The sequence below is a fragment of the Paraburkholderia sp. WS6 genome (genome assembly GCF_030464835.1).
GTDB lineage: Bacteria > Pseudomonadota > Gammaproteobacteria > Burkholderiales > Burkholderiaceae > Paraburkholderia > Paraburkholderia madseniana.
Genome location: NZ_JALQCK010000006.1, coordinates 1 through 25,997, shown reverse-complemented (window position 1 = coordinate 25,997; position 25,997 = coordinate 1). Strand labels below are relative to the sequence as shown.

The 25,997-nt window shown below is 62.2% G+C and carries 20 protein-coding genes; 10 read left to right on the top strand and 10 right to left on the bottom strand.

What is annotated here, in order from left to right; translation table 11 throughout:
• Window positions 1–23 precede the first annotated feature (23 nt).
• Together serS and M0D64_RS09270 are read right to left on the bottom strand one after the other, a co-directional pair.
• Window positions 24–1,319 (bottom strand): serine--tRNA ligase, encoded by a 1,296-nt coding sequence (gene serS, locus M0D64_RS09275; RefSeq protein WP_266257392.1) that lies wholly within the window; start codon window positions 1,317–1,319, stop codon window positions 24–26.
• 136 nt (window positions 1,320–1,455) lie between these two features.
• Complete coding sequence (locus tag M0D64_RS09270; protein ID WP_054035088.1) at window positions 1,456–2,769, bottom strand: replication-associated recombination protein A; 1,314 nt, start codon at window positions 2,767–2,769, stop codon at window positions 1,456–1,458.
• Window positions 2,770–3,183: 414 nt separating this feature from the next.
• Between M0D64_RS09270 and cytX the strand changes: the two genes are divergently transcribed.
• Window positions 3,184–4,500 (top strand): putative hydroxymethylpyrimidine transporter CytX, encoded by a 1,317-nt coding sequence (gene cytX, locus M0D64_RS09265; RefSeq protein WP_266257391.1) that lies wholly within the window; start codon window positions 3,184–3,186, stop codon window positions 4,498–4,500.
• 81 nt (window positions 4,501–4,581) lie between these two features.
• On the opposite strand, the gene speB is transcribed toward cytX, so the two are convergent.
• Window positions 4,582–5,571: an agmatinase gene (speB, locus tag M0D64_RS09260; RefSeq protein ID WP_054035089.1), complete on the bottom strand. Its 990-nt coding sequence runs from the start codon at window positions 5,569–5,571 to the stop codon at window positions 4,582–4,584.
• Between the two features lie 171 nt (window positions 5,572–5,742).
• Here speB and M0D64_RS09255 point away from each other — a divergent pair, with 171 nt between their 5' ends.
• Window positions 5,743–6,663 carry a LysR family transcriptional regulator gene (locus M0D64_RS09255; RefSeq protein ID WP_266257390.1) on the top strand — a complete coding sequence of 307 codons (921 nt, stop codon included), beginning with the start codon at window positions 5,743–5,745 and terminating at the stop codon, window positions 6,661–6,663.
• A gap of 84 nt (window positions 6,664–6,747) precedes the next feature.
• On the opposite strand, the gene lolA is transcribed toward M0D64_RS09255, so the two are convergent.
• Window positions 6,748–7,485, bottom strand: coding sequence for an outer membrane lipoprotein chaperone LolA (gene lolA, locus M0D64_RS09250; protein ID WP_266257389.1), 738 nt, complete (start codon window positions 7,483–7,485; stop codon window positions 6,748–6,750).
• A 216-nt stretch (window positions 7,486–7,701) separates the two neighbouring features.
• Window positions 7,702–10,017, bottom strand: coding sequence for a DNA translocase FtsK (locus M0D64_RS09245; protein ID WP_266257388.1), 2,316 nt, complete (start codon window positions 10,015–10,017; stop codon window positions 7,702–7,704).
• A gap of 336 nt (window positions 10,018–10,353) precedes the next feature.
• Between M0D64_RS09245 and trxB the strand changes: the two genes are divergently transcribed.
• The 3 genes from trxB to M0D64_RS09230 all read left to right on the top strand — a co-directional run bounded on the left by trxB (window position 10,354) and on the right by M0D64_RS09230 (window position 12,897).
• On the top strand, window positions 10,354–11,352 hold the full coding sequence (trxB, locus tag M0D64_RS09240) for a thioredoxin-disulfide reductase (protein ID WP_154562052.1): 999 nt from the start codon (window positions 10,354–10,356) through the stop codon (window positions 11,350–11,352).
• Window positions 11,353–11,504: 152 nt separating this feature from the next.
• Window positions 11,505–12,263, top strand: coding sequence for a Smr/MutS family protein (locus M0D64_RS09235; RefSeq protein WP_266257387.1), 759 nt, complete (start codon window positions 11,505–11,507; stop codon window positions 12,261–12,263).
• Window positions 12,264–12,276: 13 nt separating this feature from the next.
• A complete protein-coding gene (locus M0D64_RS09230) occupies window positions 12,277–12,897 on the top strand; it encodes a trimeric intracellular cation channel family protein (RefSeq protein WP_168435769.1) in 621 nt (206 codons plus the stop codon).
• A 72-nt stretch (window positions 12,898–12,969) separates the two neighbouring features.
• On the opposite strand, the gene fliD is transcribed toward M0D64_RS09230, so the two are convergent.
• On the bottom strand, window positions 12,970–14,481 hold the full coding sequence (fliD, locus tag M0D64_RS09225) for a flagellar filament capping protein FliD (protein ID WP_266257386.1): 1,512 nt from the start codon (window positions 14,479–14,481) through the stop codon (window positions 12,970–12,972).
• 356 nt (window positions 14,482–14,837) lie between these two features.
• On the opposite strand from fliD, the gene M0D64_RS09220 reads away from it, so the two are divergent.
• Together M0D64_RS09220 and M0D64_RS09215 are read left to right on the top strand one after the other, a co-directional pair.
• Window positions 14,838–15,497 carry a glutathione S-transferase family protein gene (locus tag M0D64_RS09220; RefSeq protein ID WP_266257385.1) on the top strand — a complete coding sequence of 220 codons (660 nt, stop codon included), beginning with the start codon at window positions 14,838–14,840 and terminating at the stop codon, window positions 15,495–15,497.
• A gap of 112 nt (window positions 15,498–15,609) precedes the next feature.
• The gene (locus M0D64_RS09215; RefSeq protein ID WP_266257384.1) at window positions 15,610–16,527 is read left to right on the top strand and encodes a LysR family transcriptional regulator; all 918 of its coding nucleotides are present in this window, start codon (window positions 15,610–15,612) and stop codon (window positions 16,525–16,527) included.
• 138 nt (window positions 16,528–16,665) lie between these two features.
• Here M0D64_RS09215 and M0D64_RS09210 read toward each other — a convergent pair whose 3' ends face one another.
• The 4 genes from M0D64_RS09210 to M0D64_RS09195 form a co-directional block, all read right to left on the bottom strand.
• A complete protein-coding gene (locus M0D64_RS09210) occupies window positions 16,666–17,781 on the bottom strand; it encodes an ABC transporter ATP-binding protein (protein WP_154562062.1) in 1,116 nt (371 codons plus the stop codon).
• 93 nt (window positions 17,782–17,874) lie between these two features.
• A complete protein-coding gene (locus M0D64_RS09205; RefSeq protein ID WP_093643967.1) occupies window positions 17,875–18,732 on the bottom strand; it encodes a carbohydrate ABC transporter permease in 858 nt (285 codons plus the stop codon).
• Window positions 18,722–19,660, bottom strand: a complete 939-nt coding sequence (locus M0D64_RS09200; protein WP_097391669.1) for a carbohydrate ABC transporter permease — start codon at window positions 19,658–19,660, stop codon at window positions 18,722–18,724. Before M0D64_RS09200 ends, M0D64_RS09205 begins: the two co-directional genes overlap by 11 nt.
• Before the next feature lie 197 nt (window positions 19,661–19,857).
• A complete protein-coding gene (locus tag M0D64_RS09195; protein WP_171924994.1) occupies window positions 19,858–21,105 on the bottom strand; it encodes an ABC transporter substrate-binding protein in 1,248 nt (415 codons plus the stop codon).
• A 534-nt stretch (window positions 21,106–21,639) separates the two neighbouring features.
• On the opposite strand from M0D64_RS09195, the gene zwf reads away from it, so the two are divergent.
• The 3 genes from zwf to M0D64_RS09180 all read left to right on the top strand — a co-directional run bounded on the left by zwf (window position 21,640) and on the right by M0D64_RS09180 (window position 25,901).
• The gene (zwf, locus tag M0D64_RS09190) at window positions 21,640–23,103 is read left to right on the top strand and encodes a glucose-6-phosphate dehydrogenase (protein ID WP_154562066.1); all 1,464 of its coding nucleotides are present in this window, start codon (window positions 21,640–21,642) and stop codon (window positions 23,101–23,103) included.
• 196 nt (window positions 23,104–23,299) lie between these two features.
• Window positions 23,300–24,007 carry a 6-phosphogluconolactonase gene (gene pgl, locus M0D64_RS09185; protein ID WP_266257574.1) on the top strand — a complete coding sequence of 236 codons (708 nt, stop codon included), beginning with the start codon at window positions 23,300–23,302 and terminating at the stop codon, window positions 24,005–24,007.
• Window positions 23,985–25,901, top strand: a complete 1,917-nt coding sequence (locus M0D64_RS09180) for a bifunctional transcriptional regulator/glucokinase (protein ID WP_266257383.1) — start codon at window positions 23,985–23,987, stop codon at window positions 25,899–25,901. Before pgl ends, M0D64_RS09180 begins: the two co-directional genes overlap by 23 nt.
• The last annotated feature ends 96 nt before the right edge of the window (window positions 25,902–25,997 follow it).

Genomic DNA, 25,997 nt, shown 5'->3' with positions numbered 1-25,997 from the left:
GGACTTGGTAATCGGTAGCGGCATCAAGCCGCCGGCACTTCCAGCCGTTCCACCCCACCAAGGTAAGGACGAAGCGCCACCGGCACCGTCACCGAACCATCCGCGTTCTGGAAATTCTCCAGCACCGCCACGAGCGTACGACCCACCGCCAGCCCCGAACCATTCAGCGTATGCACCAGCTCCGGCTTGCCCTGCGCATTGCGGAAGCGCGCCTGCATCCGGCGAGCCTGGAACGACTCCGTGTTCGAGCAGCTCGATATCTCGCGATACGTATTTTGCGCAGGCACCCACACTTCCAGGTCATACGTCTTGGCAGCCGAGAAACCCATATCACCCGTGCACAACGTAATCACGCGGTACGGCAGCTCAAGCTTCTGCAGAATCGCCTCAGCGTGGCCGACCATCTGCTCCAGCGCGTCATACGAGGTTTCCGGCGCGACGATCTGCACCATTTCGACCTTGTCGAACTGATGCTGGCGGATCAGCCCACGCGTATCGCGGCCATACGAGCCCGCTTCCGAGCGGAAGCACGGCGAATGCGCGGTCAGCTTGATCGGCAACGTGTCCGCTTCGACGATGCTGTCACGCACCGTGTTCGTCAGCGAAATTTCCGACGTCGAAATCAGATACTGCGTGACCGTGTTCTCGTCACCGCCCTTCTCGACGCGGAACATGTCATCGGCGAATTTCGGCAGTTGGCCGGTGCCGTACAGAATCTCCGGATTCACGATATACGGCGTGTACACCTCGGTATAGCCGTGGTGCTGCGTGTGCGTGTCGATCATGAACTGCGCCAGCGCGCGATGCAGCCGCGCAATCTGCCCGCGCAGCAACGTGAAACGCGCGCCCGACAGTTTCGCGCCGGTCTCGAAGTCGAGGCCGAGCGGCGTGCCGACGTCGACGTGATCCTTCACCTCGAAATCGAACTGGCGCGGTGTGCCCCAGCGGCGCACTTCGACGTTCTCGGTTTCGTCCTTGCCTGCGGGCACGCTTTCGTGCGTCAGGTTCGGCACGCCGAGCAGCAAATCGGACAGACGCTTCTGGATATCGTCGAGCTTGGCCGCCGACGCCTTCATCTCATCGCCGATACCGCCCACTTCGGCCATCAGCGCCGACGTATCCTCGCCCCGCCCTTTCATCCCGCCGATCTGCTTCGACAGGGTGTTGCGGCGCGCCTGCATCTCTTCGGTACGGGTCTGGGTGTCGCGGCGTTCCGCTTCGAGGGCGGAAAAGGCCGCCACGTCGAGGGTATAGCCGCGGTCGGCGAGGCGTTTGGCGACGCCATCGAGGTCTTTGCGCAGCAGCTGGATGTCGAGCATGGGATGGGGCAGGTGTTCGTTGTATGAAGCAGCGATTTTAGCGCACCGGCGCGGGCGGCCGGTGCGTTAGATGGTCAAGGCGTGCGGAATGGCGACACGGCATCTGAAACCGCCGCAGAAGCACGGGCGGAAAGGCTCAGCCCTTTTTCGGCTTGTTCTCGCTGCGCCACTGCGCGTCGAGCTCGGCCAGACGCGCCATCTTGTCGCCGATCTTGCCTTCGAGACCGCGCGGCGTCGGCTCGTACCAATGCGGGTCGCGCATGTTGTCTGGCAGATAGGTCTCGCCGGCAGCGTAGGCATCGGGTTCGTCGTGCGCGTAGCGGTATTCGTGACCGTAGCCGAGTTCCTTCATCAGCTTGGTCGGCGCGTTACGCAGATGCACCGGCACGCCGCGCGACTGGTCCTTGCTGACGAAACGGCGCGCCTCGTTGTACGCGTTGTAACCCGCGTTCGACTTCGGTGCGACTGCCAGATAGATGATCGCCTGCGCCAGCGCTAGCTCACCTTCGGGTGTGCCGAGGCGTTCGTAGGTTTCGGACGCGTCGAGCGCGATACGGGCCGCGCGCGGGTCAGCGAGACCGATGTCTTCCCACGCCATGCGCACGATGCGTCGCGCGAGATAACGCGGGTCCGCGCCCCCGTCGAGCATGCGGCAGAACCAATACAGCGCACCGTCCGGGCTGCTGCCGCGTACCGATTTATGCAACGCGCTGATCTGGTCGTAGAATGCGTCGCCGCCTTTGTCGAAGCGGCGCAGATTCTCGGCGAGCGCGCTGCCAAGCAAAGCGCCGTCGATTTCGGTGCTCTTCTGCTGGGCCGCCGCGCGCGCGACGATTTCCAGGTTGTTCAGCAGCTTGCGGCCGTCGCCGTCGGCGGAACCAATCAGGGCGTCGCGGGCTTCGTCGGTGAACGTGAGGCCGCCGAGTTCTTTCTGTGCGCGGTCGAGCAGCTCGCGTTGTTCTTCGTCGGTGAGACTCTTCAGCACGTAGACGGCGGCTCGTGAGAGCAACGCGCTATTCACCTCGAACGATGGATTCTCGGTCGTCGCGCCGACGAACACGAACAGGCCCGACTCGACGTGTGGCAAGAACGCGTCCTGCTGGCTCTTGTTGAAGCGATGCACTTCGTCGACGAACACGAGCGTCTGATGTCCGTTCGCGCGATGAATTTGCGCGGTCTCGACGGCTTCGCGGATATCCTTCACGCCCGAGAGCACCGCGGACAACGCGATGAACTCGGCATGAAACGCGTCGGCCATAAGCCGCGCGAGCGTGGTTTTGCCGACGCCGGGCGGGCCCCAGAGGATCATCGAATGGGCTTCGCCGGATTCGAATGCGACCCGCAACGGCTTGTTCGGGCCGAGCAGGTGCTTCTGGCCGATCACTTCGTCGATATTGCGGGGCCGCAGGCGTTCGGCGAGCGGAACATTGGCACGGGTTTCTTCAAACATGACGTTTTGGGGATAATCTCGGCTTTTCCGGACGCGGTCCGTGTGAAGGCGGCGTGCTGCCGGTGAGTAAAGCCGGCACGCAGGGATGCGGGCGACGACCTGCATTATGACAGTGACGGCGCTCGGGCGATGGCCGCGCGCTGTGCCAGAGAGATTCGAGCGGCACGGTTCGAGCACGATCATCAGCGATGAACAACGCAAAAAGCACCCGAATTAGCAGGCTAACGAGAGCGATAACTGAGTAGATCACTCAACTGGCAAAATCGCACGCCAATGAGCGCGCCGACTAGCCAGTAATCTCGCCGACAGCCGGACAGGCTAACATCGCGCGCGGATTGGCCGGCAACATGGACATCGCACGCGACATACAAGCAACACCGAACGCACAAGCAACACCAACAGGAACAAGATTAGATGGCACAAGATCCACTCGCCGGCGACGCCGGTTCCACCTACGCACCGCTCACGCCGGTGCCCGACGCACGCCGCGCGTTCCGCACCGGCGACGCTTTCGCGCTCTGGTTCTCGCTCGGCATCGGCCTGCTGGTCGCGCAGGCGGGCGCGCTGCTGGTGCCGGGGCTGTCGCTACCGCATGCGTTGCTGGCGATCGTGATCGGCAGCGTGATCGGCGTCGTATTGCTGGCGCTGGCCGGCGTGATCGGCACGGATACGGGACTCGCGGCGATGTCATCCCTGCGGCCGACGCTCGGCGTGCGCGGCGCCTCGGTGCCTGCTGTGCTGAACGCCGTGCAACTCGTCGGCTGGGGCTCGTTCGAGGTGATCGTGATGCGCGATTCCGCCGATGCGCTTGCCAAACAGGCCTTCGGTTTCTCGATGCCGCTGATCTGGACCGTGATCTTCGGTTTGCTCGCGACGCTGCTGGCGATCAGCGGCCCGCTGTCGTTCGTGCGGCGGTTTTTGCGCACGTGGGGCATCTGGCTGCTGCTGGCGGGCGCCGCGTGGCTCTCGTGGAATCTGCTTGCCAAACACGATCTGGCCGAGTTGATGCGCCGTCCGGGCACCGGCGAGATGTCGTTCGGCGGCGCAATCGATCTGGTGGTCGCGATGCCGCTCTCGTGGCTGCCGCTGATCGCCGACTACACGCGCTTCGGCCGACGCCCCGGCGAGACCTTCCGCGGCACGCTGCTCGGCTATGGCATTGCGAACATCTGGTTTTACGCACTCGGTGCGATCTACGGTCTCGCGGCCGGTGGTGGCGATGCGCTGCTGACCGGCGCGCTGGCGCAAGCAGGCGGCGGCCTCGCCCTGCTGCTGATCCTGATCGACGAAGTGGACAACGCGTTCGCCGACATCCACTCCGCAGCGGTCTCGACCGGCACGTTCTGGACGCGCGGCAGCGTGCCGTTGTTGTCGGCGGCGTTCGGCGCGCTGTGCACGGCGATCGCCTTGCTCGTGCCGATGGCGAAGTATCAGAACTTCCTGCTACTGATCGGCTCGGTGTTCGCGCCGCTGTTCGGCGTGGTGCTGGTGGATCACTTCATCGTGCGCAAGCGTCGCATTGAAGCCGCCGTGCTCGGCGACGTGCGCGGCCGCTATGGCTTCTCGGGCGGCTGGCATTTGAGCGCGTTCGCGTCGTGGGCAATCGGGATCGTGGCGTATCAGGCGATCAATCAATGGCTGCCGAATCTGGGCGCTACCTTGCCCGCGTTGGTGATCGGCGCGGTGTGTTATCTGGCGCTGGTGTCGACTCGGAAAACTGCATACGCTTGAGTCGTGCAAGCATCCTCGCAATACAGAAAAGGCCTGCAAATGCAGGCCTTTTCTCTTCATGCGCCATCAATCGTGGTCAGTTCACCGCTTCGACGCCCGATACTCGACACCCGGCAACACGCACAGCAATTCGAACGCGAGATTCGCGCCGAGCAACGCGGTCGTACCGAACGGATCGTACGGCGGCGCGACCTCAACCAGATCGCAGCCGACGATGTTCAAGCCATGCGAGCCGCGAATGATTTCCAGCGCCTGCGGCACCGTCAAACCGGCGATTTCCGGCGTGCCCGTTCCCGGCGCGAAGGCCGGATCGATACCGTCGATGTCGAACGTGATGTACACCGGACCGTCGCCCATGCGTTCCCGCACGCGTGCCATCAGTGGCGCCAGCGACTGGTTCCAGCACGCTTCTGCCTGCACGACTTCGAAACCCTGATCGCGGCACCAGTCGAAGTCTTCAGCCGCGTAACCCGTGCCACGCAGACCGATCTGCACGACGCGGTCGCAATCCAGCAAGCCCTCTTCCACCGCGCGGCGGAACGGCGTGCCGTGCGCGATCTTCTCGCCCATCATCGTGTCGTTGACGTCAGCATGCGCGTCGACGTGAATCAGGCCGACCTTGCCGTGCTTGCGATGAATCGCGCGCAGGATCGGCAGCGCGATCGTGTGGTCGCCACCCAGTGTGATCGGCTTGCAGTTGTGCTGGAGGATTTCGTCGTAGGCGGTTTCGATGCGCTTGATCGAATCGTGCAGGTTGTACGGATTGATCGCGACGTCGCCGAGGTCGGCCACGCGCAGCGAATCGAACGGCGCGGCGCGGGTGGCCATGTTGTACGGGCGCAGCAGCACCGATTCGCTGCGGATCTGGCGCGGCCCGAAGCGCGCGCCGGTGCGGTTCGAGGTGCCGAGATCGAACGGCACGCCGACGAAGCAGGCATCGAACCCTTCGGCCGAGCCGACGTTCGGCAACCGCATCATCGTCGCAATGCCGCCGCAGCGGGGCATTGCGTTGCCGGACAGCGGCTGCGGCCGTTCACCGGCATCGGGGGAAATGAAGGAGGAAGTATTCATCGTGTCTCGGCAATGAAAAGAGGGGCAGTAAGCAAATACGTGCAACCGGCCGAAGGATCAATAGAAAAAGCGCACCTTGCCGGGCGAATCTCGATTCTTGAGCAGTTTCCTGCAAGTTAAAATACGAACAGAATAAACTTCACATTGATTCGTAGCGATGTATCCTGCCGTATGTTCTCCCAACTCACCGATCTCGACCTGCGGTTGATCCGCGTCTTCCTCGCCATCGTCGACGCCGGCGGCGTCTCGCCGGCCCAGGCCACGCTCAACGTCGGCCAGTCGACCATCAGCACACAACTCGCCACGCTGGAAACACGCCTCGGCTACCGGCTGTGCGAGCGCGGCCGCGGCGGCTTCAGCCTGACCGCGCGCGGCGAGCAATTTATCGACGCAGCCCGCGCTCTACTGTCCGCCGTCGATACTTTCGGCATGCAGGCGCGCAATGTCGGCCGCAAATTGGTCGGCACGCTCGATATTGGCATGATCGGCCACACGCCGGTATCGGCGAGCGCGCGCATCAGCGACGCGATCGGCCGGTTTCGGGCCCGCGATCAGTCGGTGCGGTTTTCGATTCTGGTGCGCTCGCCGGGCGAACTCGAAGAACTGCTGCTGAACGGCCGCATTCAGATCGGCATCGGTTATTTCTGGCATCGCGTGCCGTCGCTCGAATACACCGAGGTGTTCGCCGAAGATCAGTTCGCGTATTGCGCAAAGGGGCATCCGCTGTTCGCTTCTGCCGGCGAAGTGCCACCCGCCGAAGCCGCGGCTCACGAATGGGCGTGGCGCAGTTATCCACTACCCGAAGCTGAAAGTTCGACCACGCCGCAGAACGTCACCGCCCTCGCGGACAACATGGAAGCCGTCGCGATGCTAGTGCTGTCCGGGCATCATCTCGGCTATTTGCCGGGGCATTTCGCGGCGCCGTTCGTGAAACAGGGCTTGTTGGCCGCGTTGAATCCCGCACAGATGAAGTACCGGGTGGCGTTTCATATGGTCACGCGGGCGCGGCAACATCGGACGGATATCGTCGAAGCGTTTATCGACGATATGAAGGCTGCGCATCCGGTACAGGTGCTGGAAGTCGATGAGTAGCGGCTTGGCGTTGCACGCGCCGCCAAAAGAAAAGCCGCGCAATTGATGCGCGGCTTTTCTTTTGCATAGGCAAACTGCGGCAGCTTAACCGTTGATCACATCCGCGCCCTTCGGCACCGTGAACTTGAATGCATCGGCCGGCAGCGGCGGGTTTTTCTGAATGTTCGAGAACGTCAGCAGCGTCACGTTGCCGAACACATCGTGCAGTTCCATCGCTTCAAGATTGCCGTCCTTGAAGCCGATGCCAACGCGCTGAAACTGCGTGTCTTTCGCCTTGGGCGTCAGTTCGAGCCAGTCGATGCCGGCCTTCACGCCTGCGTCACGCAGCGTGAAGTTCTTGTCCAGATCGTTGCTGCCGAACAGGATCGCCGCCGGGCTCGCGCCGAGCGCGCCGCCGAGACTGCGCACCGTCACCTGGTTCAGATCCTTGTCGTACACGTACAGCTTGTCGCCGTCGGCTTGCAGCAGTTGTGCATAAGGCTTCTCGTATTGCCAGATAAACTTGCCGGGGCGCGCGAACGTGAACGTGCCGCTCGACGTGCCGGTCTTGCCAGCCGTGGACAGCACACCGCTCGCGCCGCTTGCACCCTGCGCCTTGCTCGGCGCGCGCACTTCCTGCTGCACAAAGGTACCGCGCGCGGAATGCACTTGCGCGACAAATGCCTTCAGTTGCTCGGTGCCGCTCGCGAATGCCTGCGACGCGACGAGCATCGACGCGCCGATCACCACACTGCCGACGCCACGTGCGATCGTACGAGCGAGTTGGCCAAAACGGCGGGGGCGAGCACTCTGTCGAGCGTGCTGCTGCGCGAATAGCTGCATGGTGTTTTCTCCCTTGATTGAATTTGTTGAGCGGTCACGACGGCGGGCTTTGTGGGCAGCGGCCGGGTGACCGTGGCGGCTGGCTTGAACCGCGCAGCCGAGGGACGAGCCCTCAGCCTTGGGTCAAAGCTTAAGCAAGAAGTCTTAAGCGGGGCTTATACGAGGTTTATGCGCAGTGCCTTGCGGCTGGTTCGGTGGACTAGCCGGTGTAGATGCCTATTCCGCTTCCCGCGCCGGCGCAAGAATCTCGCGATTGCCGTTCGACGACATCGCAGACACCACGCCCGAGTTCTCCATCTGCTCGAGCAGGCGCGCCGCGCGGTTATAGCCGATGCGCAAATGCCGCTGCACCAGCGAGATCGACGCACGGCGGTTCTTCAGCACCACATCGACCGCCTGGTCGTACAACGGGTCGGCCTCGCCGTCGCCGGAGCCGGTTCCACCTGCGCCCGCAGAGCCTTCGTCGCCTTCGCCCGTCACGCCGCCTTCGAGAATGCCCTCGATATAGTTCGGCTCGCCCTGCTCCTTGAGCTTGTCGACGACGCGATGCACTTCTTCGTCCGACACGAACGCGCCGTGCACACGCACCGGCAAACCACTGCCCGGCGGCAGGTACAGCATGTCGCCCATGCCGAGCAGCGATTCCGCGCCCTGCTGGTCGAGAATCGTGCGCGAGTCGATCTTCGACGACACCTGGAAGGCCATGCGCGTTGGCACGTTGGCCTTGATCAGGCCGGTAATCACGTCGACCGACGGACGCTGCGTCGCCAGAATCAAGTGGATGCCTGCCGCGCGCGCCTTCTGCGCAATCCGCGCGATCAGTTCTTCGACCTTCTTGCCGACCACCATCATCAGATCGGCCAGTTCGTCGATCACGACGACGATGTTCGGCAGACGCGACAGCGGCTCCGGATCGTCCGGCGTCAAGCTGAACGGATTCGGCAGCTTCTCGTCGCGCTTGGCGGCTTCGTCGATCTTGTTGTTGTAGCCGGCGAGGTTACGCACGCCGAGCTTGCTCATCAGCTTGTAGCGGCGCTCCATTTCGGCCACCGCCCAATTGAGCGCGTGACCCGCCTGGCGCATGTCCGTGACCACCGGACACAGCAAATGCGGAATGCCTTCGTAGACGCTCATTTCGAGCATCTTCGGATCGATCAGGATCATGCGGACCTGATCGGCGCTCGCCTTGTAGAGCAGCGAGAGGATCATCGCGTTGATACCCACCGATTTGCCCGAGCCGGTCGTACCGGCCACCAGCAAGTGCGGCATTTTCGCGAGGTCTGCGCATACCGGCTTGCCGCCAATGTCCTTGCCGAGGCCCATGGTGAGCGGCGAAGCCGCGTCCGCATAAACCGCCGAGCCGAGAATCTCCGAGAGACTCACGGTCTGACGGCGCTGGTTCGGCAACTCCAGCGCCATGAAATTCTTGCCCGGAATCGTTTCGACCACGCGAATCGACACCAGCGACAGCGAACGCGCCAGGTCCTTCGCCAGACCGACGATCTGGCTGCCCTTCACGCCAGTAGCCGGCTCGATTTCATAACGCGTGACAACCGGGCCCGGATACGCGGCGACCACACTCACTTCGACGCCGAAGTCCTTGAGCTTCTTCTCGATCAGGCGCGAGGTGAATTCGAGCGTATCGGTGGAAATGGTTTCCTGCGCGGCCGGCGCTGCGTCGAGCAGCGAGATCGGCGGCAAGGTGGAGTCGCCCGGCAGGTCCGTGAACAGCGGCACTTGCCGCTCTTTCTCGACGCGTTCCGATTTGGCGGGCGTGACGATGGGCGGCACGATCATGACCGGCTCGTGCTCCTCGATCCGCACGCGGCCCTTTTCGACCTTGCCTTCGCGCTTCACCGCGGCAGCTTCGCCCAATTTACGGTCGCGGCCGGCCTCGCGGCGCAGCTTGGCGAAAGTGACCGCCGAAATGATCGACTCGCCGGCCTTTTCCGACACCGACAGCCACGAAAAACGGAAATACAGCGACAAACCGATGCCGAGCACGATAAGTAGGGCCAGCGTGCCGCCCGTGAAGCCGAGCGCATGCGATATGCCGCGCGCCACCGCCTCGCCGATCACGCCGCCCGGCGCCCGCGGCAACTGCACTTTCAGCGACCACATGCGCAACGCTTCGATACCGTCGCAGGCGAGCAACACCAACATGAACGCGAACGCGTCCGCGAGCCAGCCGGCATCGCGCGGCGCGTCATCCTGCAGTTCCTCGTGGCGAGTGATGCGGCGGTAATTGGCGGAGATATGGCGGCCGAGCAGCACGATCCACCAGTAGGCGGACAGCCCGAACAGCAGCAGCAGGATGTCGGACGTCCACGCGCCGACGCGGCCCGCCCAGTTGGCGATGTGGTCGACCTGCGCGGCATGCGTCCAGCTCGGATCGTGCCGGCTGTAGCTGACGAGCGCCATGAGCAGGAACACGCCGAGCGCGACCTGCAAGATCCAGCGGATTTCGGTGAAAAGGCGCGACATGCGGTGCGGCAATGCCTGCGCGCTCGCGGAATAGGGAGCTTTTGCCATTGATCCTGTTGCTTGTGTGGCCGATTTGCCGCTGGAGTCGCGGCCCGAAGCGGCGCTTAAGGCGGCTCCAGACCCGGTCCCGGCTGCCGGATCCATCGATGCGGCCTATTGTAAACGCAGTGCCTCGCGCGAGGCTGTAAATGACGGTAACTTAGCCGATCGACCACACGAAAGGCCGCCGAAGCCTGCGGCAACGCTATCGCCACGATCGGAAAGCTTCATGGAGCAGGCCGGCGTGCCGCCCTTTATAATGCCGCTCTGATACCCATCTATAGTTTCAGCTCAAGTCGCGCGGCCTCGCATGGGCGAGCCGGGCGCCGTAAAAGGATTTCGATTATGCCCGCTACTTCCACGAAACACGCCAAAGTTCTGATTCTCGGTTCCGGTCCCGCCGGCTACACGGCAGCGGTCTACGCGGCACGCGCCAACCTGTCGCCGGTACTCGTCACGGGTCTCGCCCAGGGCGGCCAACTGATGACCACGACCGACGTCGAAAACTGGCCGGCGGACGGCAACGGCGTGCAAGGCCCGGAGCTGATGCAGCGCTTCCTGGAGCACGCCGAGCGCTTCAACACCGAAATCATTTTCGACCACATCCACACGGCCAAGCTGGATGAGAAGCCGATCCGCCTGATCGGCGATTCGGGCGAATACACCTGCGACTCGCTGATCATCTCGACCGGCGCATCGGCGCAGTATCTCGGCCTGCCGTCTGAAGAATTGTTCATGGGCAAGGGCGTGTCGGCTTGCGCCACCTGCGACGGCTTCTTCTACAAACAACAACATGTGGCCGTGATCGGCGGCGGCAATACCGCAGTCGAGGAAGCCCTCTATCTTTCTGGCATCGCCAAGAAGGTGACGGTGATCCATCGCCGCGACAAGTTCCGCGCCGAACCGATCCTGATCGACCGCTTGCTGGCGAAGGAAAAGGAAGGCCTGGTCGAGATCAAGTGGAACAGCACGCTCGACGAAGTGACCGGCGACCAGTCCGGCGTGACCGGCCTGCGTATCAAGAACACGCAAACCGGCGACACCACGGATATCGCGCTGCAAGGCATCTTCGTCGCGATCGGCCACAAGCCGAACACGGACATTTTCGCAGGCCAGGTGGAGATGAAGAACGGCTACATCATCACCAAGGGCGGTCTGAACGGATTCGCAACGGCGACCAGCGTGCCGGGCGTGTTCGCGGCGGGCGACGTGCAGGACCACGTCTATCGTCAGGCGATCACCAGCGCGGGCACGGGCTGTATGGCCGCGCTCGACGCTCAGCGTTATCTGGAAACCATCGAAGAGATTGGTGAGCACGTGATGAGCGCCGAAGCCGACCGCTGATCTGAAACTCTAGGCGCAACGGTAAAATGGCGGCTGGGCATGGCCCGGCCGCCTGCTTTGAAGAAGGCCGCGGCTGAGAAGCCAGCGGCCTTTTTTGCGTCCTGTTCGCGTCGGATTCGCGCGATCGATCTACTTTTCTGTGTATTACCGATATGCCGAAGAATCAGCCCCATCCTAGCGAACCAAAGCGCGCCCGAGCCGCTGCCCAGCCCGCGCCCGAGGTATCCGCACCCGCCGTCAAACCGAAGATCGAGCCGGCTGCAGGTCTGGCCGGCCTCGGCGCGTTGCGCGATGCGTTGAAGGACGACACGCAACGGCGTGAACGCGAGCGCGCGGCCGCAGCGGCGGCGCAGCGCGAAGCGTCGGCGGACGCCGATCTGTTTCGCCGCGAGATCGGTGCGGTTGCGCCACTGGCGGTCCCGCCGCGCGCCAGCTTGCCGCGCAATCCTCCGTCGCCGCTGCCGGTGCAAACCAAACTCGACGAAGAAGCCGTGCTGCATGAAGCGATCTCCGACGAGTTCGATCCCGAGATCCTGCTCGAAACCGACGAAACGCTCTCCTATTGCCGTCCCGGCGTGAGCCAGGAAGTCGTCCGCAAACTGCGGCGCGGCGATTGGATCGTGCAGGCACAAATCGATCTGCATGGCATGCGTCGCGAGGAAGCGCGCGAGGCGCTGGCCGAGTTCATTCGTGAATCGGTGAAACGTGGCCTGCGGTGTTTGCGTGTGATTCACGGCAAGGGCCTCGGGTCAATTGGAAAAGAACCCGTATTGAAGGGCAAAGTGCGCGCGTGGCTCGTGCAGAAGTCTGAGGTGATCGCTTTCTGTCAGGCGCGTCCGCATGACGGCGGCGCGGGTGCAGTGGTCGTGCTGTTACAGCCGGGCGTATTGCCGGCTTCCCCCAAGTCCTGACGGAGTCCCGGTGATCCATCCGAGGCTGACGCTGGCGCTGACCATCATGGAAGCGCTGGCTATTTTCGCCTACGCGATTTCCGGATTTATCGAAGCGAGGACCCGTCGGCTCGACGCTGTGGGCACCTTCCTCGTGGCCGTCGCGACAGCCTTCGGCGGCGGCACCTTGCGCGACGTGCTGCTGGAGCGGCGGCCCTTTTACTGGGTCGAGCATCAGACCTATCTCATCGCGATCTTCGTGATGTCGTTGTTTGCGCCAACGCTCCTGAAGATGACGTCGCGGCTGCTTTCCGAGCGGGTCCTGCTGGTGGCCGATGCGATCGGGCTGGGTTTGTTCAGCATTTCAGGCACGTCGATCGCGCACGACGCGCAGATGCCGTGGTTCACGTCGGTGATGATGGGTGTGTTGGCCGGCGTATTCGGCGGCGTGATTCGCGACGTGCTGTGCAACGAGGTGCCGCTGATTTTGCGTGATTCGCGGCCGTACGCGACATGCGCTTTTGTGGGGTGCTGGCTGTACGTGCTGCTGGACTATATGGACGTCGATACGGTTTATAGCGTGTTGATCGCTACCGCTTTTATCCTGCTCGCGAGGCTGGCGACGTTCAGGTTCAACGTCCGGCTGCCTCACTAAGCTTGTTTCATCAAACTGCCCTCATCAAAAGCGCGCCGCCCGGAATCAGGCGGTGCGCGCTTTAAAGCAGCCTTACTTATTGGTCGCTAACGCCCCCGCACTCTTCGAGCCGCCAAACAGCGCCGTCAGGTACTGGGAGTTGTTGTTCATCGTCGCCATCAGCGTGTTGAGCGCGGTGAACTGATTCTGGTACTGCTTCGTCAACTGCGCGCTGTAATTGGCGAGCGTGGTCTGCTGCGTGGTGATGCTCTTCAGGTCGGCATTCAACGCCGTGCTGCGGGTGTCGATGATGCCGCCCGTCTTCACGAAGTCGGTAATGCTCTTGTTCAACTTAGCGCCGATGCCGTTGGTCGAGTTGAACAACGTGGCGACTTGCGCCGGGCTGCTGGTGAGCGACGTACTCAGCTTCTTGCTGTCGATGACCAGCGTGCCGTCCGCCGGATCGCCCTTCAGCGTAATGCCAATCGAAGCGAGCCCCACCGCTGACGACCCCGTGCCGACGCCTCCGCCAACGATCGACGCCAACGTATTCTTGATCGCCGTCAGCGTCGAATCGCCGAGCAGCGCGCCGCCGGTCTTCGACGACTTGTCGTACGAGGACAGCGAGTTGATGGTCGTGACGACAGTGTTGTAGAGATTGGCGAAGTTCGTGATGGCCGTGTTCTGCGCGGTCGTATCCGGCGCGATTGTCAGTGTCTGCGTGGTGCCGACCGCGGCGCTCGACAGATTCAGCGTGACGCCGGAAATTGCCGAGGTGACCGCGTTCGTGGAGCTGCTCGCCTCAATCCCGCCGATGGTGAACTGCGCGTCCTGAGCGGCTTCGCTTTGCTGCCAGGCCTTGCTGGTATCCGAAGATACGATCGTGGACGCCGCGCCATTCGCACCCGGCGTGGAGGTTACGCCGAGGCTCGACAGGCCTGTGTCGTTCTGGACGCCGCTGGTGGACACGTTGATCGTGTTGGCCGCGCCGGTGGTGGTCGAGCGCAACACCAGGTGGGCGCCGCCCGTGCCGGTCACGATGGTGGCCGTGACGCCAGGATTGTTGCCCGCCTTGTTGATCGCATTGGCGATGCCGCTCAGCGTGTTGTTCGTGCTGTCGACCGTGACATCCATCGACTTGGCGCCGACCGCGATGGTCAACTTGCCGGTGCCCAACTTGGCGGTGGAATCGAACGCCGCCGACGACAGACTCTGCGACGCAGCGATCTGCTTGACGTCAATCGAATAGCTGCCGGCGACCGCGCCGGGACCCGCCTTGGGGTCCATGCCTTTGCCGCTCGCAGTGGCCCCGAAGGTCGACAGGGTGGTTCCGTCCGAGAGACTCTTGATCGCGGCCTGCAAGGCGTTCAACGCGGAACTCAGGGCGCCGTACGCGGACAAGGTCGTGGTATCACTCGTCTGTTTGGCCTTCAGCGCCGCCGTCTGGCCAGCCGTCTTCGCATTCACGAGGGCCGACACCAGCGACGCCACGTCCATCGTCGAATTGCCGGTGGAGCCATTGATAATCGATTGCGCCGCTTGCTGCACCTGGTTCTGCGCGTTGGCAGTCGCGCTGTTCACAGACGTCGTGGTGATCGTTGACATGCAAAGGCTCCGTGCGTCGAGTTATTCGTTATTTATTGCGTGACGCCCCGGTGGTCTTTCTGATTACGGCGGCAAACCGGCTACGTCGCGGTCACGTCGATTTCTTACAATTTTTTCAAATGTTACACTATGTTTCTTGAAAGTTTGTGACGTTTTGTCGTAACAAATCGCAGCGCACAGGCTTTTTCTAGCGTCCGGTCTTTGCCGGATTCGGACGAACATTCGTCTTCCGCTAAAATTTTCTGGGCTGTCGCAAGGTTGTCGATTCCCACCGCTGCCGTTCGTCGTCAGGTAAACGGCCCCTCCGGCCGTCAGCGCGCCACAGCGCTCCTCGCAAACCGCCCTAGGTGACCACGATGACCCTGAAGCTCTATGCCCACCCCTTCTCCTCCTACTGCCAGAAGGTGCTGACCGCGCTTTACGAAAACGGCACGCCGTTCGAACTGCGCCTGCTCGCGCACGACGACCCGCAGGTCATGGCTGAGTTCGCCGCGCTCTGGCCGATCAAGCGCTTTCCCGTGCTGGTTGACGGCAGCCGGACCGTGGTGGAGGCGAGCATCATCATCGAGTATCTCGGCCTGTATCACCCGGGTCCGGTGCCGCTTTTGCCGGCCGATGCCCGCACCGCGCTGGAAGTGCGCAGCATGGATCGCTTCTTCGACAACTACATCTCCACGCCTCAGCAAAAGATCGTGTACGACAGTCTGCGCGCCGAGCCGGAGCGTGATCCGCGCGCCGTGACCGAAGCCCGCGACATGCTCGACGCCGCCTACGGTTGGCTCGACAAGGTGATGGCCGGGCGCGAATGGGCGGCCGGCGATGCGTTCAGCCTCGCCGACTGCGGCGCCGCGCCGTTCCTCTTCTACGCCGACTGGACGCATCGCATCGGCCCGGCCTTTGAGCACGTGCTCGCCTACCGGAAGCGGCTGCTGGCCCGGCCATCGTTCGCACGCGCAGTCGACGAAGCACGCCCGTATCGCCCGCTGTTCCCACTTGGCGCGCCTGATCGGGATTGATCGTACGAACCCGGCACGGACCCGACATAATCGCGCGAGCGCGCCAACACTATTTCCAAGCGATACACTTCACTTCGAAACCCACTTCCGCCCATCACTCATAAGGCAAAACATGGACCGTTTCGAAGCGATGGAGATATTTACGCGTGTGGTCGAGGCGAACAGCTTCACCAAAGTATCCGAGTCGCTCGACCTGCCCCGCGCCAAAGTCAGCCGGACCATTCAGGCTCTGGAAGAACACGTCGGCGTGCGGCTTCTGAACCGTTCGACGCGGCAGGTCAGCGTCACCGAAGACGGCGCGCTGTTCTACGACCGGTGCGTGCGCATCCTCGCCGAAGTCGCCGATGCCGAATCGTCGCTGTCGAACAAGCGCGAACATCCGAGCGGCACGATTCGCGTCGATACGTCCGGCACGCTCGCCCGTGCGTTGCTGCTGCCCGCGCTCGACGACTTCTACCGGCAATACCCCGAGATCGACGTGCGGCTTGGGCTGGCGGATCGCAACATCGATCTGATTCAGGACGGGGTGGATTGCGTGATCCGCATGGGCACGCCGGAAGAGTCGAGTCTCGTCGCGCGGCGCATCGGCGAGGCGCGGATCGTGACCTGCGCGTCGCCCGCCTACCTGGACGAATACGGCACGCCAACCACGCTCGAGGAGCTCAGCGAGCATCGCGCGGTCAACTACGTTTCCGCGCGCAGCGGCAAAACCTTTCCATTCGAGTACGAGGTGGACGGCGAGATCGTCAAGGTCACGCTGAAGAGCGTGCTTGCGGTGAATGACGGCAGCGTCTACATCAGCGCGAGCGCGCTCGGCCACGGCATCATCCAGCCGTCGCGCTTCATGGTCGCGGATCTGATTGCGCAAGGCGCGCTCAAGGAAATTCTCACGACCTACACGAGCCCCGGTACGCCGCTGTCGATCCTCTATGCGCATCGCCGCAATCTGAGTTCACGGCTGCGCGCCTTCACCGAGTGGGTCACCGAGCTGGCACGGAACAATCCGGATCTGCGTATCAAGGACGTTTGACGTTGTGCCCCAGCGGCGCCATGTTCCGAGCCCGCTGCAACCCGATGCAAACAGCGCCTCGCAAATGAAGAAAAGCCCCATGCGTCTCACAAAGCATGGGGCTTTCTTCAAAGCGGATCGCTCAGCGAATTACCCGCCTCAGGCAATCCGCTCTTCATTAGTCGGATCGAACAACACCGCCTTCGACGCATCGAACAACAGCGTCGTATTCGTCAACGGCTGCGGATTCGAGGCCGGGTGCACACGGCTCACAATGCGCTTGCCGTTGACCTGCGCGAACACCAGCGTGTCCGGTCCGGTCGGCTCGATCACGTCGACCTTCACTTCGATCGGCTGCAGATTCGCGTGGTCGCCATGCGCACCGCGTGCGTCGGTGATCCGCTCCGGGCGCAGGCCCAGAATCACTTCACGCCCCACGTGCGACTTCACCTTGGCTGAGTCGAACGGCAGGTTCAGCACGCCGCGCATGCCGCCCGTATCCAGTTCGATGCCCACGCCCGAACCCTGCTCCACCAGCTTGCCCTGGATGAAGTTCATCGGCGGCGCGCCGATAAAGCCGGCCACGAACAGATTCGCCGGCGAATCGTAGATTTCCTGCGGTGCGCCGAACTGCTGGACGATGCCGTCTTTCATCACCGCGATGCGGTCGCCGAGCGTCATTGCTTCGATCTGATCGTGCGTCACGTAGACGATCGTCGTGCCGAGGCGTTGATGCAGCAGCTTGATTTCCGAGCGCATTTCGATGCGCAGCTTCGCGTCGAGGTTCGACAGCGGTTCGTCGAACAGGAACATCACCGGATCGCGCGCGAGCGCACGGCCCATGGCCACGCGCTGACGCTGACCACCGGAGAGCTGACCCGGCTTGCGGTCCAGCAGGTGTGTGATCTGCAGCGTGTTCGACACGCGGTCGACGATCTGCGCCTGCTCCTGCTTCGGCACCTTGCGGATGCCCAGACCGAACGAGATGTTCTCGCGCACCGTCATGGACGGATACAGCGCGTACGACTGGAACACCATCGCGATGTCGCGATCTTTCGGCGAGAGGTTGTTCACCGTCTTGCCGTCGATCTGGATCTCGCCCTTGGTCACGGTTTCGAGGCCGGCGATCATGTTGAGCAGCGTCGACTTCCCGCAGCCCGAGCCGCCGACGAGAATCAGGAACTGGCCGTCTTCGATGTCGATGTTGACACCCTTCAGAACCGGCACCCCATTCGGGTAAGTTTTGTACACGTCACGGATGGAAAGGCTTGCCATGCTGTGAATCCTCTTGTCTCTGGTACTGCTTGAAAACTCTGGTCGGATGACGGCGGCGTTTCCCGGAAGAAGCGCCACCGCGATGCGTATGGTTTAGCCCTTGACTGCGCCCGCCGTCAGACCGCGCACGAAATAGCGGCCGGCGACGATATAGACGAGCAGCGTCGGCAAAGCGGCGATGATCGCGCCGGCCATATCCACGTTGTATTCCTTCACGCCGGTCGAGGTGTTCACGAGGTTGTTCAGCGCCACCGTGATCGGCATCGAATCGACACCGGAGAACACAATCCCGAACAGGAAGTCATTCCAGATCTGCGTGAATTGCCAGATCAGGCACACCATGAAAATCGGCAGCGACACCGGCATCAGAATCTTCGTGAAGATCGTGAAGAAACCCGCACCGTCGATCCGCGCGGCCTTCACGAGTTCGGCCGGAATGCTCACGTAGAAGTTGCGGAAGAACATCGTGGTGAAGGCGATACCGTAGATCACGTGCACCACCACCAGACCCGTTATCGAATTCGACAGGCCGAGCAAGCCTTCGAAACGCGCCATCGGCAGCAGGATCGCCTGGAACGGAATGAAACAGCCGACCAGGATCATCGTGAAGATCGGATCCGCGCCGCGGAAACGCCAGTGCGTGAGCACATAACCGTTGAACGCGCCGATGATCGACGAGATCAGCACGGCCGGAATCACCATGCGCACGGAGTTCATGAAGAACGGCTGCATGCCGTCGCAGCGCACACCCGTACACGCACCGCTCCATGCCTTGATCCAGGGGTCGATGGTCCAGTGCGTCGGCGGCGTGAGCAAATTACCGGTGCGCAGTTGGTCGACATCCTTGAACGACGTGGACAGCATCACGTACAGCGGGAACAGGAAATACAGGGCAAACAGAATCAAGGCCGCATAAATGACGGCACGGCTGATCGTCATCTTAGGCTGCATTGCGCGTGCTCCTCGATTCCAGATACATCAGCGGCACGAGCACGGCCACAACGGTGGCGAGCATCATCATCGACGATGCCGCGCCGACGCCCAGCTGCCCGCGATTGAACGAAAACGTGTACATGAAAATAGCCGGCAGCGATGAAGACGTACCCGGACCGCCCGCGGTCAACGCGACGACCAGGTCGAAGGTCTTGATCGTGATATGGCAGAGAATCAGCAGCACGGAGAAGAACACCGGGCGCATGCTCGGAATCACGATCTTGCGATAGATGGTGGGCAAGCCGGCGCCGTCCATCTGCGCAGCCTTGAAGATTTCAGCATCTACACCACGCAGGCCCGCGAGGAACAGCGCCATCACGAAGCCGGTGGATTGCCACACCGCCGCGACCACGACGCAGAAAATCGCCTTGTCTGGGTCGCCGAGCCAACTGAACGAGAAGCTCGTCCAGCCCCAGTCGTGGAACACCTTCTCGAGGCCGACGCTCGGCGTCATGATCCATTGCCACGCCGTACCCGTCACGATGAACGAAAGCGCCATCGGGTACAGGAACACGGCGCGCAGCGCGCCTTCATTGCGGATCTGCTGATCGAGCAGGATCGCGAGGAACAGACCGAGGCCGATACAGATACCGATAAACGGAATGCCGAACCAGCCGAGGTTGGCAGCCGATGTCCAGAACACATCGTTATCGAACAGTTCGCGATAACGGTCGAGACCGACAAATTCATAACGTGGCATCAGTCGCGAATTCGACAGCGACAGAAAGCCGGTAATAGCGATGAAGCCATACACGAAGATCAGGCTGATCACGACGCTGGGTGCGAGCACCAGCTTCGGAATCCAGCGATCGGCAAGGGCCGCCATCGGCGACGTGCGGCGGGTCACGGTGGCCGTTTTCCCGTTTCCGCTGATAGAAGCAGTCACTACTCGACTCCTGCTGAAACTGTACCGCCGGGGCGCTCGCTCACGAAAGACGCAAGGCCGGAACGGCATAGGTGTGACTCGATGAAACCAGGGGTGAAGTCTCTCGCCCTAAGCAACGCAACTGCTGCAAGCTGTCTGAAGCGCGCGCCCGGCGCCCACGAGAGGAACGACGAGGCGCGCCACTTCGCTTACGTCACTTACTTGGTCTTCGCAGCCTTCGCGAGCGCGGCAACCGCGGTCTTCGAATCCTGCTGCGAGTTCATGAACTTCGTGACCACGTCCGAGATCGCGCCGGCTGCTGCATCCGGTTGCGCCATGCCGTGTGCCAGCGAAGGCACATAGCCACCCGACTTGATCGCCACTTGTTCATCCGCATACGACTTCTTCGCGCAGTCGTCGAACTTGGCCATCGACACGCCCAGACGAACCGGGATCGAACCCTTGTTCAGGCTGAACTGTTCCTGGAACTCCGGCGACATGATCGTCTTGGCCAGTGCCAATTGGCCCGGCGTTGCGGTCTTCTGGCCCTTCTGCTGGAAGAACACAAACGAGTCGACGTTGAACGTGTAAGCCTTTTCCGTGCCCGGAACCGCAGCGCAGATGTAGTCCGAACCCGCCTTCTTGTCGGCGTTGGCGAACTCGCCCTTCGCCCAGTCGCCCATGAACTGCATGCCGGCCTTGCCGTTGATGACCATGGCCGTTGCCAGGTTCCAGTCACGGCCCGTGCGGCCCGCGTCGAAGTAACCCTGGATCTTGCGGACCGTGTCGAACACGCCGACCATCTGATCCGACGTCAGCGTCTTCTCGTCGAGATCAACCAGCGCCTTCTTGTAGAAGCCTGCGCCTTGCGACAGCACCACGTCTTCCCACAGCGTCAGGTCTTGCCACGGCTGACCGCCCATCGCGATCGGCTGGATGCCCGCGGCCTTCATCTTGTCGGCCACCGCGAAGAACTCAGGCCACGTGGTCGGCACCTTGCCGCCTGCCTTGTCCAGCGCTGCCTTGTTGATGTACAGCCAGTTCACGCGGTGCACCGAGAACGGTGCTCCCACGTAGTGACCGTCCGCGTGCATGATCTTGTCGATTTCCGGCGGCAGGTTCTTCTTCCAGTCGGCTGCGGCCGAGTCGATCGGCACCAGCACGCCTTGCGAAGCCCAGTCCTGGATCAGCGGACCCTTGATCTGCGCAGCGCTCGGCGCGTTGCCCGAGATCACCTGCGTCTTCAGTGCCGTCATGGCAGCCGCACCCGCGCCGCCAGCAACCGCGAAGTCCTTCCACGTGTAACCCTGCTTCGTCATGTCGTCCTTGAGGACGCCGACGGCTTTCGATTCGCCGCCCGAAGTCCACCAGTGCAACACTTCGATCGACTCGGCAGCTTGCACAGCCGAGACGCCACACATCAGACCTGCGGCGCACAAAGCGCCCATGATCGCGCGAAATTTCATTGCTTATCTCCTCCAGACACCTGAACAAAAAACAAATGGCCCCTGATGTCGCCAGGGTGCTGTGGTTGGTTCAAACAGGCAAAACACTGGGCGATCGAGCACGGTCGGGCGCATGCGTTAAGGCATGTGCCGGCGGACCGATATCCGGCCGCTGGAAGCTCAAGAGATGAGTGGTTCGGGATGCAACTGACTGTCTCCTCTTTTGATTTTTGCCTGCCCGCGTCGTGCGCGGCAGACTCGAGGTGCCTTGCACGTTAACCCTGACGCCAGGTTAGCTTTCCGGCCTTCCGTAAGGGCTGCCGGGGGCATGCTGGCACGTGCTCGCACGCAATGTCCGTTAACATGAAGGGGACGCCTGCCGATTCGGGAAAACGCGCATCTAGCCTCACAGCGCACGCTTTTTTCATCGAATTAGCGCTACCTCTTGATTTGGATTGTAGTTAAACTACAATTCAGTGTCAAAAAATATTTTATCGGACTACGGTCGCCCTTTTTCGGTCCCCACGGCGACCCCCAGGATATCGACGGAGACACATGCAAACCGATTCAAGCTTCACCTTCGTTCTCTTCGGCGGAACCGGCGATCTGGCCATGCGAAAGATCCTGCCGGCACTGTTTGAAGCGCACCGTGCAGGCGGCATGCTGGCCGACAGTGGCAAGATCGTCGCGGTAGCACGGCATGTGGCTGATCGTGCTGCCTACATTGACTGGGTCAATGAGCACGTCAAACCGCACGTGTCGAAGAACGGTGTGGATGAAACAGCATGGGCGAGCTTCCTCGACCGTATCGAGTTCGTGAAGATCGATCTCGGCAACCCCGAAGACTTCACGCTGCTGCGCGACGCCTTGAGCGGCCGCCCCGGCATTCGGGTGTTCTATCTGGCCACGGGTCCGTCGCTGTTCGTGCCGATCTGCCGCGCGCTGGCGTCGGTCGGGCTCAACGAAAATTCGCGCATCGTGCTGGAAAAGCCGCTCGGCTACGACCTCAAGTCGTCCAACGCAATTAATGATGCAGTCGGCGAAATCTTCGCTGAAGAACAGATCTACCGGATCGACCACTACCTCGGTAAGGAGCCGGTGCAGAACCTGCTCGCGCTGCGCTTCGGCAATGTGCTGTTCGAACCGCTGTGGCGCCGCGAATGGGTGGAAAGCATTCAGATCACGATTGCGGAAGAACTCGGTGTGGAAGCGCGCGGTGACTTCTACGACAACACCGGCGCGTTGCGCGACATGGTGCAGAACCATTTGCTGCAACTGCTTTCCATCGTCGCGATGGAACCGCCGCATTCAATGGATTCCGACTCGGTCCGTGACGAAAAGCTGCGCGTGCTGCGCGCGTTGAAGCCGATCGATCCGCGCGATATCGGCAAGGTCGCCGTGCGCGGCCAGTATCATGCGGGCGTGATCCGCGGCAGCGCGGTGCCGGCGTATGCCACCGAGCCTGGCGTGAAGACGGACAGCACCACCGAAACCTTCGTTGCGGTGAAGGTGGAAATCGAAAACTGGCGCTGGGCCGGTGTGCCGTTTTTCCTGCGCACGGGCAAGCGTCTCGCGGATCGCGTCGCCGAGATCGTGGTGAATTTTCGTGCGGTGCCGCATTCGGCACTGGGCGCGTCCGCGTTGCGCGGTGGTGCGAACCGTCTCGTGATCCGTTTGCAGCCGAACGAAACCATTCGCCTCTACTGTCTCGCGAAGCAGCCAGGCGAAGGCATGAACCTCGCCAGCGTCCACCTCGACCTCGCATTCGACCGTTTCTTCCGCGAAGGGCAAATGGAGGCGTATCAACGTCTGCTGCTCGATGTCATCAACGGCCGCCTCGCGCTGTTTGTGCGGCGCGACGAGCAGGAGGCGGCATGGCGTTGGGTCGAACCGATCCTCAACGAATGGGCTGCTGCCAACAAGCCGCCCAAGCCGTATGCGGCAGGCACGTGGGGGCCGGCAGCGGCGAGCGCGATGTTGGCGCAGCACGGCACCTGCTGGCTCGAAGAAGAGAATTGAATCAACTGAATTACGGCGTCGTACCATGCGCGATCCCGATCGAAGCACGGCACGGCGCCTGCAAGACCCACCGACGAACTGAACGGAATGGCGCCGGTATCACGAAGGCGCCTGCAAGTCATCCCACTTGCAGGCATCGCGTGAGAGCAGCATGGCACGTTCCGCAGATCTAACAAGAAAGCAGCACGGAGGAGAAGTGATCGAGCTTCACGCTTTCGACGATCAACGCGCCCAATCCGACGCGTTGGCGAAAGCGGTTGGCGACGCGTTACATACGTCGCTCGCCGCACAGACGGCTACGTCAACCAACGACGCGCGCCCGGCAATGCTTGCAGTGTCCGGCGGCAGCAGCCCGCGTCCGTTCCTGCAGACGTTGTCCACGCAATCCTTCGACTGGGCACGCATTGCCGTGACGCTGGTCGACGACCGCTGGGTGCCGGAAACGGACAGCGCGAGCAATTCGCAACTCGTGCACGACACGCTGTTGCAGAACGCCGCAAAAAATGCTGCTTTCTGGCCGCTGGTCGATGCCACGCAAGACCTGAACGCGCACGTTGCCGCGCTGAACGCCGACGCGCGCTTTAGCGCCGTGCCGGACGTCGCGATTCTCGGCATGGGCGAAGACGGCCACACGGCGTCGATTTTCGCGGATGCGCCGGAATGGGACTACGCGATCACCACCCCCGAGCGCTTCGTTGCCGTGCATCCCGGCAACGCACCGCATGCCCGTGTGAGCTGGTCGCTCTCTGCCTTAAAAGAAGTGAAGCATCTGTTTTTGCTGATCGCAGGACCGCGCAAGATGGACGTGCTCAATGCCGCCACCGCTGCGCTACAAAAAAATGCCATCTCGCAGTTGGCAAACGACAAGGGAGTGAGACTCGATGTCTACTGGTGTGCAAACTAAGGCTGTTCCGGGCGCGGGCCAGCACGCCGATGGACCGAGGCTGCTCGCCGACATCGGCGGCACCAATGCGCGTTTCGCGCTCGAATACAGCCCGGGCGAAATCGGCTCAGTGCAGGTCTATCCGTGCGCGGACTATCCGGGCGTTGCCGAAGTTATCAAGAAGTATCTGAAGGACACCAAGATCGGCCGCGTGAATCACGCGGCGATTGCGATTGCGAACCCGGTCGACGGCGATCAGGTCAGCATGACCAATCACGACTGGAGCTTTTCGATCGAAGCCACGCGCCGCGCGCTCGGCTTCGACACGTTGCTGGTGGTGAACGACTTTACCGCGCTGGCCATGGCGCTGCCCGGCCTGACCGACGCGCAGCGCGTGCAGGTAGGCGGCGGCGCGCGCCGTCCGAACAGCGTGATCGGCCTGCTCGGCCCGGGCACCGGCATGGGCGTGTCCGGCCTGATTCCCGCCGACGACCGCTGGATCGCGCTCGGCAGCGAAGGCGGTCACGCCACCTTCGCGCCGGCCGACGAACGTGAAGACATCGTGCTGCAATACGCGCGCAAGAAGTGGTCGCACGTCTCGTTCGAACGCGTGGCCGCGGGCCCCGGCATCGAAGTGATTTACCGTGCGCTGGCGGGCCGCGACAAGAAGCGTGTGGCGGCCAACGTCGACACGGTCGAGATCGTCAAACGCGCGCTGGACGGCGAGCCGCTCGCGGCCGAATCCGTCGACGTGTTCTGTGGAATTCTTGGCACCTTCGCCGGCAATATTGCGGTGACGCTCGGCGCATTGGGCGGCATCTACATTGGCGGCGGCGTCGTGCCGCGGCTCGGCGAGTTCTTCTCGCGTTCGTCGTTTCGCAAACGGTTCGAGGCGAAGGGCCGCTTCGAGGCGTATTTGCAGAACGTGCCGACCTACGTGATTACCGCTGAATACCCGGCGTTTCTGGGTGTTTCGGCGATTCTCGCAGAGCAGTTGTCGAACCGCGCGGGCGGCAGTTCATCGGCCGTGTTCGAGCGGATTCGCCAGATGCGCGACGCGTTGACGCCGGCCGAGCGCCGCGTGGCCGATCTCGCGTTGAATCATCCGCGTTCGATCATCAACGATCCGATCGTGGACATCGCGCGCAAGGCCGACGTGAGCCAGCCGACGGTGATCCGTTTTTGCCGCTCGCTCGGCTGCCAGGGTTTGTCGGATTTCAAGCTGAAGCTGGCGACGGGTTTGACCGGCACGATTCCGGTGAGTCATAGCCAGGTGCATCTGGGCGATACCGCGACGGACTTCGGCGCGAAGGTGCTGGACAACACCGTGTCGGCGATTTTGCAGTTGCGCGAGCATTTGAATTTCGACCAGGTCGAGCGGGCCATTGATCTGTTGAACGGCGCGCGGCGGATCGAGTTTTATGGGCTCGGCAATTCGAATATCGTCGCGCAGGACGCGCATTACAAGTTCTTCCGGTTTGGTATTCCGACGATTGCCTACGGCGATCTGTATATGCAGGCGGCGTCTGCTGCGTTGCTGGCCAAGGGTGATGTGATTGTGGCCGTGTCCAAATCGGGACGTGCGCCTGAGTTATTGCGTGTGCTGGATGTCGCCATGCAGGCGGGGGCGAAGGTGATTGCCATTACGTCCAGCAACACGGCGCTGGCCAAGCGGGCTACTGTTGCTTTGGAGACCGATCACATTGAGATTCGCGAGTCGCAGTTGTCGATGATTTCGCGGATTCTGCATCTCGTCATGATTGATATTCTTGCCGTTGGTGTGGCGATTCGGCGCGCTGTGCCTAGCGCGGATGTGGCTGAGACGGTCGCTAAGGCGCGACAGGGCGCGGATGATGATGCTACTGCTGTGCTCGATTGGTTAAGTCATGGGGCGGCTTCTTCGCCGCGGGATTAAGGGTTGTTTTTTGGCCTTCGCGGCGCTTTTGTCAGTGTTCTTGGGGCGTTGGCCTTTCCTTGATTTGTTAGTGGTCTATTAGCGTTGCCCCTGTGC